Below are 12,896 nucleotides of genomic sequence, written 5' to 3'. Positions count from 1 at the left end.
GTAGGGGCGAAGCATTCGGGTAGTAAATCTTCGGTTTTAACCAATAAATTATATGCCCGAATGCTTCGCCCCTACTGTCAAGAGTCGCCTTGGCGGTTGCTATATAAAGCCTAGACGACTAAAGTCGCGGCTTGCGCGTACTCTCGCCCGCCGGCGGGGGCTTCAAGAAAAAGGGGGTAGTTAACCCGGATTTGGGATTAAATCCAAAATCTAAAATCCAAAATCGATTAGCTTCTCAGACTGACGCTGAACTTTTCGGCGAGGGCTTCGCGGACTTTTTGATGTACGGGTTCGATGTCTTCGTCGGTGAGGGTACGATCGCTCGATCGATATACTAACCTAAACGCCAGACTGCGTTGACCTTCTGGGACATTCTCACCCTTATATTCATCAAACAATTCCACGGACTCCAATAGATTACCAGCAGCTTTAGCCATTACCCGTTCAAGTTCCGCAACATGAACAGCAGAGGGTGCAAAAAAAGCAATATCGCGATCGGATGTTGGGAAATTGGAATAAGGGTGGAACGTAGGAATAAAGTTTTCATCCCGATCTAGATAATCCAGCAACACATCCAAATCCAGCTCGAAAACGTAGACTGCATCTGGCAAATCCCGTTCTTTCCGCAATTGGGGATGAAGTTGTCCAAACGTCCCCAAGCGATCGCCCTGCACCCACAAAGATGCCGTGCGTCCCGGATGCAGACGCTCATCGCGCCGGTCTGGTTGGTATTCTACTTGAAAATTTAATCGTCCAAATACGCTTTCCAGAACACCTTTAGCTTCAAACCAAGTCATCGGTTGTTCCCGGCCAGACCGACTCCAGCGACCGAGTGTAGGATCGCCTCCTATGATACCGGCTAAGGAGTCTGCTTCCATTAGCCCATCTTCTTCTTGCCAGAATATCCGACCAATTTCAAACCCGTTCAGCGGGCCATTTCCCTGTTCCAGATTGTATTGGAAAGCATCGATGAGCCCAGATATGATATCTTTCCGCAAAGCCGAGTATTCCGCAAACATAGGATTGCGAAGCACAATTTTTGCATCGCCTTCCGGTTTTACCAGGGAGTAATGCACCAATTCCGTCAATCCAGATCCCCGGAAAGCTTCTCGCAGTTTTCGGGTTAGTAGCTGGTCAGCTGAAAGATACCCTGCTTCTGACTCTTCCGGCAAATCGTTGCAGAAATTGTCGTAACCGTACAGACGGGCAATTTCTTCTATTAAATCGATTTCCCGCTCTAAATCTCGGTAGCGATAGGGCGGTACAGTCACCGAAAAGACTCCCTCTTGTGCCGTGGGAACAACTTTACATCCCAAAGCGGTGAGGATACGTTGGATTTCCTCTGCTTGCAGTTCCCCAATATCATCCTCTCCCAAATCTACCGGGCCTAAAACTTGGTTGACTCGATCGATACGCAGTTCGATCGATCGCGTCCAAGCCGACTGATTTGGCCTAGCATCCGCCATTTCTTGCCCCACTGGGACTCCCCCAGCCAATTCGCAGATCATTGCGATCGCACGGCGACAGGCCACTTCCAATTCTGCCTGATTAACGCCCCGTTCGTAGCGGGCCGAAGCCTCAGTCCGCAAACCTTGACTGCGGGCAGAACGGCGAATTGCCATCATATCGAACAGGGCGGCTTCCAGAAGGATATTTTGAGTTTTGTCGTGGACTTCGGTTTCTTCACCGCCCATGACGCCACCAAGGGCGACTGGTTTGTCATTAGATGTAATCAGGAGAGTTTGCGGTTGGAGGGTGCGGGTTTGATTGTCCAGAGTTTTAAAAGATTCTCCTGTATTAGCGAAACGGACGCCAATTGTCAGGGAATCTTTACCTCCTACGGCTAGTAAGCGATCGCGATCGAAAGCGTGAAGCGGCTGACCCCATTCCCATAGAATGTAGTTAGTGATATCGACTACATTGTTAATAGGTCGAACCCCAGATGCTTGTAAACGTCGTTGTAACCAATCGGGAGAAGGGCCAATTTTTACTTGTGCGATCGTAGTGCCAATGTATGCAGGACAAGCTTGAGGCTCCTGAATTTTCAGATTTAGACCCGATCCTTTATCTGGAATTGATACCTCAACTGCTTCTGGTAATTTCAAGGTTGCCCCAGTCAGCGCCGCTACCTCCCGCGCTATGCCTACCATACTCAAAGCATCAGCTCGATTAGCGGTTGCCGTTATGTCTAAAATCGCATCATCTAGACCCAGCAGAGGCCGAACGTCCCTGCCCAGTTCCAGGTTTTCTGCTTCAAAACTATGAATTCCAGCCGATTCTTTGGCCAGACCGAGTTCTGCTAGAGAACAAATCATCCCCTCCGAGCGGATGCCCCGCAGTTTCGTAGGCCGAAGTTTCAGATCGATGATGGGCAGATGTGTACCTACAGTAGCTACCGGCACATAGAGGTCTGCCCGGACATTCGCCGCTCCGCAGACGATATTTAAAGGTGCCGCCGCACCGATATCCACTTCGCAGACTCTCAACTTATCGGCATTGGGGTGGGGTTGACAACTAAGCACTTTGCCGACAACCACACCATCAGCCCAAGTGCGCCGATCTTCAATATCTTCCACTTCAAACCCAGCCATCGTCAGGGTATGAGCCAACTCTTCTGGAGTCATCGTGAAATCGACCAGTTCCCGCAGCCAGTTCAGAGAGATACGCATTTGCTCTTGACGCCTTTACCTATGTCAGACTGACTATTTTATCAAGAGCGCTCACCCGATCCAAGGCTTCTTGTTACCTTTCCAGGCAGGCTTGGGCATTCTAGGTTAGGTGAGTTAAATGGTTAGGCAATTTCATGGTAAGTAAATATTCGGATATTTACGAACACTTTAAGTACTGTTAGTGTTTCTTTATCAACTCTTTAAAATATTTTTTCCACAGATACCACTGTATTTGTTCATTTGTGCCCAGATAATGAAAGTAGGGCACTCTAAGACCGCTGATTAATCCTGAAGCGAGTGAAGCTGAATGAGCTATTGCTTAAATCCAGCCTGTCCCAATCCAGAAAACCCGGAGCATACCGACATTTGTCTGGCGTGTGGAACCAAAGTGCGGCTACGCGATCGCTATCGCGCCACAACACCATTAGGGCAAGGTGGCTTCGGAGCAACTTTTTTAGCCATAGACGAGTTGTTGCCCGGTCAGCCCAGCTGCGTTATCAAGCAACTGCGCCCCACGGCAACAGCACCGCACGTTTTCCAAATGGCGCGAGATCTGTTTGAGCGCGAGGCCAAAACCCTGGGTAAGATTGGCAACCATCCCCAAGTGCCGCGACTGCTCGATTACTTTGAAGACAATCAACAATTTTATTTGGTTCAGGAGTATGTCTCCGGCTCAACCCTACAGCGGGAAGTCAAACAAAATGGCCCATTTAGCGAAGAGGGCGTCAAACAATTCTTGAGCGAACTGCTGCCAGTGTTGCACTACATCCACAGTCAGCAGGTAATTCACCGCGACATCAAGCCTGCCAACCTGATTCGCCGCCTAGAAGACAAAAAACTGGTACTGATTGACTTTGGAGCAGTTAAAAACCAAGTAAACCAAACAGCGTCGAGTGCTTCTGAGCAAACTGCCTTGACTGCTTATGCCATTGGCACCCCTGGTTTTGCGCCACCAGAGCAAATGGCCATGCGCCCGGTTTACGCCAGCGATATCTACGCCGCAGGAATCACTTGTATTTATCTACTCACTGCCAAATCTCCCAAAGATTTAGACTACAATCCCTCAACAGGCGAGATGCTCTGGGAAAAACACATCCGCGTCAGCCCGCATTTTGTAGAAGTCCTCAAGAAAATGTTGGAGGTGTCAGTCCGGCATCGCTATCAGTCGTCCAATGAAGTCCTCAGAGCGCTGGAGCTAGAGCCATACATGGATAGCTTAGCTCAGGGTCTGATGTCTCCCGCTACTGGAATCTCCCAGCCACCTGCAAGCAGATTGGGGCCGATTTCAGGAGGTTCGGCAGCAGGTGCTTCAGGAGGTTCGGCTGGGTCAGCGAATCTCTCCCGTGCGGCAATGGCTATTCGGGCACGGCGAACCAGGCTAGAAGGAACGGATATAAACTCCGGCATAGCAGGGAGTCGCAGCGGTATGGGTAGAACTGGCGATAACACAGTACACAGCAGCGGTACTAACGGAAATAAAAGTAAAGTGCCGCGCAAGCTAGATTCCCAAGAGGTGCAATCAGCCTATAACAAGGGCAGACGGGATTTTGCACAACAAAATCTCAGCTTGCTGAATCTGCAAAAAGCTAACTTATCAGAAGCTATTTTCCACCAAGCCAGGTTGAACAAAACAAATCTTCTTGGAGCCAATTTGTTTCAGGCCGATTTTGGTCGGGCGAGTTTAAATTATGCAATCCTGAAGGATGCTAACTTGGGCAGGGCTTATTTAAGCTACGCCGACTTAGAAGGGGCCGATCTGAGAGGGGCAGACCTCAGCTACGCTCATCTGAGCAATGCTAATCTCAGGGGAGCGAACCTGTGTGGAGCCAATCTTACGGGTGCCCGAATCACAGAAGAGCAGTTGGCTATGGCAAAGACAAACTGGATGACAGTGCGACCCAGCGGTAAGAGAGGCTTGTGGTGAATTGGTCAGTTGTCAGTGGTCAGTTGTCAGTGGTCAGTTGTCAGTGGTCAGTTGTCAGTGGTCAGTTGTCAGTGGTCAGTTGTCAGTGGTCATTGGTCATTGGTCATTGGTCATTGGTCATTGGTCATTGGTCATTGGTCATTGGGTAAAGGAGATAAAATGTCAAGTAAGAGATTTCAGGATTGGCGGGTTTATCAATTGGCAGAAGGATTAGCAGACGAAATATGGGAAATTGTTGACGGATGGAAGCAGTTGGCAAAAGATACTTTAGGTAAACAGATTATCCGTTCAGCAGATAGCATTGGTGCCAATATCGCGGAAGGAGTGGGGAGAGGCAGTTACCAAGATAATCGACGCTTTGTGAAAATAGCGGGAGGTTCTTTGAATGAAACACAACACTGGTTGAGAAGGGCTTATTGCAGAAAACTATTAACTGCTGAACAAGTAAATACACTCAAACAAATGATTAATAACTTATCGCCTCAATTAAACGCATACCTCAAATCAATTGGCAACATTCCAGACAACAAATGACTAATGACTAAATGACTAATGACTAAATGACTAATAACTAATGATTAAGACAGCACTGATTACAGGAATAACAGGTCAAGACGGCTATTACCTCAGCCTCTTGCTCTTGGAAAAGGGTTACCGCGTTGTGGGATTGTTGCCACCACAACGTCAAAGTAATATAGCAAAGCTGGGTTCTCTCGCCAATCAGGTTGAGGTTTATGCTGTAGACCTGACTGATAGTGCTGCGCTTGAGGTGGCGGTCGAACAAACGCAGCCCCAAGAGATTTACAATTTGGCAGCGCCTTCTTTCGTACCGGATTCGTGGAATGACCCGTTGGGAACGTTAGACTTAATAACTGGAACGGCAACGAGATTGTTGGCGGCGGTACGCAAGGCAGGACTGGCAACGCGGTTTTATCAAGCTAGCAGTTCCGAGATGTTTGGGGATGTAGATCGATCGCCTCAAGACGAACAGACTCCCTTTCGTCCCATGAACCCCTATGCGGCGGCAAAATTGCACGCTCACTGGACAATGGTGCATCATCGCCAGCGCTACGGTTTGTTTGCTTGTAGCGGTATTTTATACAACCATGAATCGCCCCGACGCCCCCCTCAATTTGTCACCCGTAAAGTATGTTTGGCGGCAGCAGCAATTAAATTGGGGTTGAGTGACACGATTGAAATGGGCAATCTGGATGCAAAACGCGACTGGGGTTATGCTGGAGATTATGTAGAAGCAATGTGGCGGATGTTGCAAGCGGATATACCGGAAGATTATGCGATCGGCACTGGCGAGCTGCATAGCGTTCGGGAATTAGTCACTGCTGCCTTTGAGTGTGTGGGACTGGATTGGACTCGAAGAGTAATGGTAGAGCCGAAGTTATTCCGAGCCGATGAACATTTTCAGTTGGTAGCAAATCCAGCCAAAGCCAAAAACAACCTCAAATGGGAGCCTCAAGTTAGCTTTGAGGCTCTAATTGAAAAAATGGTGTTGAAAGATTTGGAACGACTGCAAAATGGCACCATCACGCCTGCCGCCCTGAGTACGCCCAAATGAACCAAAAGCTTGAGTTGGGGAAGTGAAAATTCATCAAAATTTGGATAAGATGGTTAACACCAAAACCAGCTACGTTTTCGTTTTCCTAGAAATTTTCGCTGGGGAAGGTGGTATCCAATCTTACGTTAAAGATATTTGGCGAGCTTATCTCGCTTTACCAGATTCGGAACTAGCCCAGGTGTTTCTACTCCGGGATAAACCTAGAGGCGATAATCCTTTTGAGTCCAAAAACCTCAAATTTCATTACTTTAAAAGTTTGCACCCGATGTTGGGGCGAATGAAGCTGAGTGCTTCGTTACTTGCTTGTCTGTGGCGTCAGCGTCCGGCTCATGTTTTCTGCGGTCACATCAATCTCGCTCCTCTGGTGCGGACGCTATGCCAACCGTTTGATATTCCCTACACTATCTTGACCTACGGTAAGGAGGTCTGGGAGCCGCTACCGCAACAATACCAAAGGGCTCTCAGGTGCGCGGCTGGGATTTGGACTATTAGCCGCTATAGTAGCTCTAGGCTGTGCGACTCGAACGGGATCGATCGCAAGCAAGTACAGCTTCTACCTTGTTGTGTTGATGGCGATGCCTTTACTCCTGGCCCTAAGCCTCCTGCGCTGGTAGAGCGCTACGATCTTGAAGGTGCTAAGGTTTTGATGACGGTGGCGCGGCTGTGGTCTGGAGATATCTATAAGGGTGTGGATGTAACTATTCGGGCTTTGAGCGCGATCGCAAAAGTATTCCCAAATGTCAAATATTTAGTCATCGGTCGCGGCGACGATCGGCCCCGCTTAGCCCAGCTGGCCCAAGACTTGGGTGTTGGCGATCGCGTCATCTTTGCCGGTTTCGTCCCCACAGAAGATTTAGTCGAACACTATCGCGTTGCCGATGCCTACATCATGCCCTCACAGGAAGGATTTGGCATTGTCTACCTAGAGGCAATGGCTTGTGGGGTTCCCGTACTATCGGGTGATGCTGATGGGTCAGCAGACCCCTTGCAGGACGGGCGTTTGGGCTGGCGAGTCCCCCACCGCGATCCAGAAGCAGTGGCGGCAGGTTGCATCGAAATCCTCAAAGGCGATGACCAACGCTGCAATGGTCAATGGCTGCGACAGGAATCTCTCGCCCACTTCGGCAGGGATGCTCTCGTGCCGCAATTAAAAGAACTTTTGGCGAAAACTAGAACGCAGGGGCTAGAAAAGTCAAAAGTCAAAAGTCAAAAGTCAAAAGAAAAAAGGGGCTAGGGGCTAGGGGAAGAGGGGGGAGAATTGTAGATTTTATTTCAATTTGAAATCCAAAATCCAAAATCTAAAATCCAAAATCCAAAATTCCCTTCTGCCCGCCCCTTACCGGAACTCGCTATGCTAGAGGCAGACCAAGATGAGATGCAGAAAATGGGCAGCATCAGAACCTCTCAATTGAATCTTTCAGGCTTTGGCTGTGCTATCACCCTGCTGGTAATGTTTTGGGTGCTGGGTGCTGTTGGACTGGGCTGGTTAGTTAAGTCTTTTGTGATTTTGGTAATCCTCATCCTCATGGCACCCGTGATAGCGTTCCTTGCGTTTCGCTGGTGGCTGCAACGCAACCTAGTTGAGGACAAATGTCCCGTTTGTGGCTATCAACTAACTGGGTTGAATCAGACTGAAATACGGTGCCCCAGCTGTAGTGAACCTCTTCGGATGGAGCAAGGCCATTTTAGCCGCATCACCCCTCCCGGTACTATTGATGTTCAAGCGGTTGAGGTTTCAGCTAAACAAATAGAAGATTGAAGACGAATAGCACTAAGATCCTACATAAGACAATGGGGGAGACGTTTTTTGATGGAGTATCGGCGGCGTTAATAAGTGCTGCCATTGTAGTACTGCAACCTTGTGTTGCTGTAGCTCAATTTTTAGACGAACACGAACAAAGCATCGCTGCTATTGGCAAAGATGTACTTTTAGCCCAGATTGTGAAACCTTAGTAAGTGTTTGCAGACAGACAATTGGCGAAAATAAATATCCCATTATTAAGCTTTGGAATGCTACTACTGGGGAAGCAAAGTGCTGAGTGCTTCGGCTTTAGTACTTTGCTATATCCTGTCCGGTTGCATCGTTAGTAAATGAGTGATATCGTCAAATTGTCTGTTGTCATCGTTGGTTAAATTTTTACCGCAGATGAAGACGGATGAACGCAGATGAACACAGATAAGAGAAGAACGCAAATTTTTTATGTAACTGATGTGTAAGAACAGCTTAATATCAACATATCTATCCAGAGAATTTTAAGCTTTAAGGAACTATCTTATAATTATCCCTATGCAGAAGAAAAGTAGCAATTCATCTCAAATATCTTGGCAGAAGCGATTGCATAAACTGCCTCTGGGCGTTCGTCGTTGCGGTGCGTGGGTTGTGGAAGTGTCGCTGATTGTGGCTGGTGGGGTGGTTCCCTTCAGTATAGGCTTATATGCAGAGTCACAGCGGGCTAGCGAACCTGTTCCTCTGAATCCTGTGCTGGTGACTACTCAGGAAGCGATCGCGCAAACCCTCGCTTTGCCCATTTATCAAAAAAATCGACAGGTGACACCAGCCACTAATTTCCTTTGGAGTGCGGCGCTGGTGGCCCCTCTAATTGTAGCTAGCTGGCAACTCTACAGGCTGGGAGTGAGCGGCCAAACCCCTGCCAAACGTTGGTTTGGCGTTCAAGTGACGACAGCAGAGGGCGATCCCCCCGGTTTAAGGCGGGCTTTGGTGCGCGAAAGTTTAGGTCGGTGGGGCTTGTCGGCGGGAATTGCCTTCACCGTCTGGCGCTATATTGGTGCCTATCCAGATTTGAGCGCTTTGACGGGTTTGCTTGGGTTGCTGCTGCTATTCGATGGACTGAGCGGGAATTTACATCCCCGACGCCGGACGCTGCATGACAGAATAGCAGGAACTTTTGTTGTGGATGCGACTAAAATCGATCGCTCCCTACCGGCTACTTTTCCGCCATCGCCGCCACGCTGGCTCATGGAGAAACAGGGTAGCACAGGAGCTCTTGTGCATAGTAGTACCACAGGAGCATTTCCTCTGGGCACTCGCTTGATTTGGGACTGGATGCGTCGGCACTCTCGTATAACCTTGACGATCCTGTTTGCAGTCAGCATGATAATTGTGGCGGGAGCTTTTGTGGCAGCCCAAATTTACAGTCAAACTCAGGACAATCGGCTAATAGCCGAATACCAGAAAAATAAGGTATTTATTGCCCTTACAGAGCGGATAACCGCTACTGCTAACGGGACAATAGCAGAGCGACGCTCAGCAATTTTGGCTTTAGGAGCGACTAAAGATGACTCAAGGGTAGTAAGGTTATTAGTCGATTTGCTGGCTCAAGAAAAAGAGCCAAAAGCGATCGAAACAATTCAGCAAGTGTTGGTGAGAATTGGCCCCGATGCTTTGCCAGAATTGCAACGAGCGAATCAGACTTTAGCTAAAGACCTTGATTCTGTACAGGTTAGCAACACCCAACCACAGGAAGGGGCGAATTTATCTAAATCGTCAGTACCGCAGGAGAATAAAAACGCACTTACCGATGAGGAAATATCGAAAAATCCATCCGCACTCGCTCGCCTGCGACTGCACGCCACTCAAGAAGCGATCGCTAATATTCTTACTCTTAACAATAATCCAAATAGGGTCAACGATCTCAGCCGAACGAGACTAGGCCAAACATTAGGTTCGGCACCTTTCGCCTTGATACTCGACAAAATCGACTTATCCGGAATTAATTTTCGAGAGACAATCTTAACTGGTGCTAGTTTCCAGGGCAGTCGCTTCATCGGTGCGGGTGACGATAACCGTTTGGGGACATTCGACGATGCTCAAGCAGATTTAAGCGGTGCCGAACTCAAGCAAGCTAACCTGACTGGTGCGATTTTAAGCCACGTTTCAATGGAAAATGCGAGTCTAATTCGCGCTACCCTCAATCGGGCAAACTTATTTCAGGCTAGCCTAAAAAGTGCCAACCTCAGCAGTGCCAAACTGATTGGGGCTTCTTTGCAGCAAGCTGTCTTAGAAAATGCCAGTTTAACTGGTGCTGATTTGACAGAAGCCAATTTATCCCAAGCTAATCTGCATGGCGCTAGTTTAACTAGGGTAAGTGCGGTGGGGACGCAATTGCAGTTGGCTAATCTGACTCAATCCGACTGGCGAGACGCTGATTTGTCCGGCGCTAATTTGACTCGTGCTGTACTGCAAAATGCTAACCTTAGCTCCACCCGACTCAAGGGTACTAATTTTAGCAGTGCCCAGCTACAAAACGCCAATTTTAGGAACGCCGATCTCAGTATGGCAGATTTCCGGGGAGCGAATCTGGAGGGAGCGGATTTTCAGGGCGCAATTTTTGTCGCCTCTAACCAACCTACCGGACAGGATCAATTTATTCAAACGCCAAATATTGCCACAGGTCCCCGCCTTAATGGCGTTAATTTTAATAAAGCTAAAAATTTAGACGCTGAGCAACTGGGGTATATTTGCGCTCAAGGCGGGCGTCACGATCGCTGTCCGTAGTGCGGTTGTGTAATCCACAGAGATTGGAACGCGGCTATCAACATTTTGCTTAAAGCAATTAGTATTTTGCTTGAGGCAGAATCTACCTTGGGACACAAGGAAAGTAACGCTAAGGGAGTGGATACCTCTACTCTGCTTGGGGCAACCAAGGCATGAGCAAGTTTCCACGTTGAACTTAGAATCTCAGTGTCTTCAGACCTGAGAGTGTCAATCTCGCTAAAATGATAAGCGAGTAGCTATTGATTTTTGGGAATTTTTCTGGTAACCTTGTTTTATAATGGGAATATTGACTTTAATAATATTTTTGTTAAAATTCCCATTATAAAAATAATACCACCAAAAAAGCCCTCGCACAAGCCCCAATCCCTTATTCTTTTAAGATTTTTTTTGTATCATAAACTACAGTTTGCGACGATGAACCATAGTAGGAGTTGCTTGGTCTGTTGGGACTAGCAGCACTTGGCTAATGTTGACACGAGTTGGTCGAGTAACGCAGAAAAAGACCACATCGGCGACATCATCTGGTGTAAGGGGAGTTAGTCCTTGGTAAACTTTTTTAGCTTGTTCCGTATTGCCATGAAATCTCACTTCACTGAATTCGGTTTCGACTAAACCGGGGTCTACGGAAGTGACTCGTACTGGCGTTCCCAAAAGGTCTTGCTTTAAGCCTTCGGAAATTGCTCGGACTGCTGCCTTAGAACCGCAGTAAACATTACCGCCGGGATAGGTTTGATGACCGGCAATGGAACCGATATTCACCACATGACCGCTACCGCGACTCACCATTCCCGGTAAGATATAGCGGGTGACGTAGAGCAAACCTTTGATATTGGTGTCGATCATGTCTTCCCAATCTTGGAAGTTGCCTTCGTGGAGTTTGCTCAAACCTCGACTCAAACCGGCATTGTTAATTAGAACGTCAACATTAGACCAAGGCTCTGAAAGAGATTGTAAAGCAGATTCGACTTGAGAGCGAACGCGCACATCGAGCTGCAACAGATGAACGGAGGAGGAAAACTCTTTGCTAAGGCTATCTGCCAGATACTCCAAGCGTTCCAAGCGCCGCGCTGCCAAAATCAGTTTAGCACCGCCTTGTGCAAAAAGTTTGGCACAAGATGCGCCAATGCCACTACTTGCGCCAGTGATCAGAACAATTCGATCTTGAATCGAAACCATCATCAATCAATTTTAGATTTTAGATTTTGGATTTTAGATTTTAGATTTTAGATTTTAGATTTTAGATTTTAGATTTAAAATTCTAAAATCTAAAATCTTCACCTTGTCCATTTTTATTTTGAATGAGTGAATGAATGATTTTTGACTTTTCTAGCCCCTCTTAGGGGGAATTTGCTGGACGGGAAGATGGAGGGTTTGGAGAAGCAGATCCTGTTGTGGTGCGATTGACAACTGGTAAACGCTGTGTTAATATGGTCATCCCATCTGCGCGAATCAAAACCGCTGAAATCCAGTATTTACCTTCAGTAGCTGGTGCGCGACCGATCTTAAAAATACCACCGGCATCGAGTCCTTCTAACTCAACTGGTGTGGCGTTAATATATTTATCAGGCCCGATCGGTTCTTCCAAAGCCGTTCCTACAAGCAAGTCGTCGCCTAGAGGCTCTTTGACGATCGCATCGAAGTTAAATTCCTGATTTGTGCGAACTTGTTCGGGTAATCTGACATCAAGTGTGGGTGGCTTTTCGCCGGAGGATAGCTGAGTTCGTTCGCTCAAGATTTCTTGAGTGACAATTTTTTGGCCTTCAAAACGCTGTCGCGATCGAATGGTGGAGTTGAAACTCCAGTCTCTTCCCTGTACGGGCGTCGTACCAGTAATCTGAGTTACTGTTTCTGCTACGAATCCATTGGCTTGGGATTGCCAAGATACAAGTTCTGTGCGGTAATTCAGTTGGGGGTAGCGCTGCCAGAATTGGGTGAGGATTTTTTCCATACTCTGACGATTTAAGCCATCGGTATGGGTAAAATTTGGACTGTAGAACTGCATCAGGGCCGGAACGTTGTGGTTATTCGCGGCGGTATCTATTTGCGCTAAAGTGTTTTTCAGTTCTCCAGGTGCGGTGTCGGGAGTTGCTGCTTGGGCGCTTGGATACCCAGCTGATAACGCTAGAGTTACCAGAAAAGCGGGGGTAAAATGTCGGGAGAAGCCTTTGAGCAAATTCAGAGGGTTACGCATCGGTAATATTTTGAGAGTTGGTG

General features: G+C 47.8%; 10 protein-coding genes. 7 read left to right on the top strand and 3 right to left on the bottom strand.

Annotated elements, in window-relative coordinates; translation table 11 throughout:
* Nucleotides 1-227: 227 nt before the first annotated feature.
* On the bottom strand, nt 228-2,669 hold the full coding sequence (pheT, locus tag LAY41_RS17340; protein WP_249100535.1) for a phenylalanine--tRNA ligase subunit beta: 2,442 nt from the start codon (nt 2,667-2,669) through the stop codon (nt 228-230).
* A gap of 307 nt (nt 2,670-2,976) precedes the next feature.
* On the opposite strand from pheT, the gene LAY41_RS17335 reads away from it, so the two are divergent.
* The 7 genes from LAY41_RS17335 (at nt 2,977) to LAY41_RS17305 (ending at nt 10,682) form a co-directional block, all read left to right on the top strand.
* Nucleotides 2,977-4,593 carry a serine/threonine-protein kinase gene (locus tag LAY41_RS17335; protein ID WP_249100533.1) on the top strand — a complete coding sequence of 539 codons (1,617 nt, stop codon included), beginning with the start codon at nt 2,977-2,979 and terminating at the stop codon, nt 4,591-4,593.
* A 159-nt stretch (nt 4,594-4,752) separates the two neighbouring features.
* A complete protein-coding gene (locus LAY41_RS17330) occupies nt 4,753-5,127 on the top strand; it encodes a four helix bundle protein (protein WP_249100530.1) in 375 nt (124 codons plus the stop codon).
* 40 nt (nt 5,128-5,167) lie between these two features.
* Nucleotides 5,168-6,166, top strand: coding sequence for a GDP-mannose 4,6-dehydratase (locus tag LAY41_RS17325; protein WP_249100527.1), 999 nt, complete (start codon nt 5,168-5,170; stop codon nt 6,164-6,166).
* A gap of 49 nt (nt 6,167-6,215) precedes the next feature.
* On the top strand, nt 6,216-7,400 hold the full coding sequence (locus LAY41_RS17320) for a glycosyltransferase (protein ID WP_249100548.1): 1,185 nt from the start codon (nt 6,216-6,218) through the stop codon (nt 7,398-7,400).
* Nucleotides 7,401-7,517: 117 nt separating this feature from the next.
* Nucleotides 7,518-7,925 carry a DUF2614 family zinc ribbon-containing protein gene (locus LAY41_RS17315; protein WP_249100525.1) on the top strand — a complete coding sequence of 136 codons (408 nt, stop codon included), beginning with the start codon at nt 7,518-7,520 and terminating at the stop codon, nt 7,923-7,925.
* A 32-nt stretch (nt 7,926-7,957) separates the two neighbouring features.
* On the top strand, nt 7,958-8,119 hold the full coding sequence (locus tag LAY41_RS17310) for a hypothetical protein (RefSeq protein WP_249100521.1): 162 nt from the start codon (nt 7,958-7,960) through the stop codon (nt 8,117-8,119).
* 334 nt (nt 8,120-8,453) lie between these two features.
* Nucleotides 8,454-10,682 carry a pentapeptide repeat-containing protein gene (locus tag LAY41_RS17305; protein ID WP_249100516.1) on the top strand — a complete coding sequence of 743 codons (2,229 nt, stop codon included), beginning with the start codon at nt 8,454-8,456 and terminating at the stop codon, nt 10,680-10,682.
* 399 nt (nt 10,683-11,081) lie between these two features.
* On the opposite strand, the gene LAY41_RS17300 is transcribed toward LAY41_RS17305, so the two are convergent.
* Nucleotides 11,082-11,858 carry an SDR family oxidoreductase gene (locus LAY41_RS17300; RefSeq protein ID WP_249100545.1) on the bottom strand — a complete coding sequence of 259 codons (777 nt, stop codon included), beginning with the start codon at nt 11,856-11,858 and terminating at the stop codon, nt 11,082-11,084.
* 160 nt (nt 11,859-12,018) lie between these two features.
* Complete coding sequence (locus LAY41_RS17295) at nt 12,019-12,873, bottom strand: nuclear transport factor 2 family protein (RefSeq protein ID WP_249100512.1); 855 nt, start codon at nt 12,871-12,873, stop codon at nt 12,019-12,021.
* Between the last annotated feature and the right edge of the window lie 23 nt (nt 12,874-12,896).

The organism is Argonema galeatum A003/A1 (assembly GCF_023333595.1).
Classification (GTDB): Bacteria; Cyanobacteriota; Cyanobacteriia; order Cyanobacteriales; family Aerosakkonemataceae; genus Argonema; species Argonema galeatum.
Note: the sequence above shows the minus strand (reverse complement) of the source record. Positions and strands in the feature narration are given on the sequence as shown.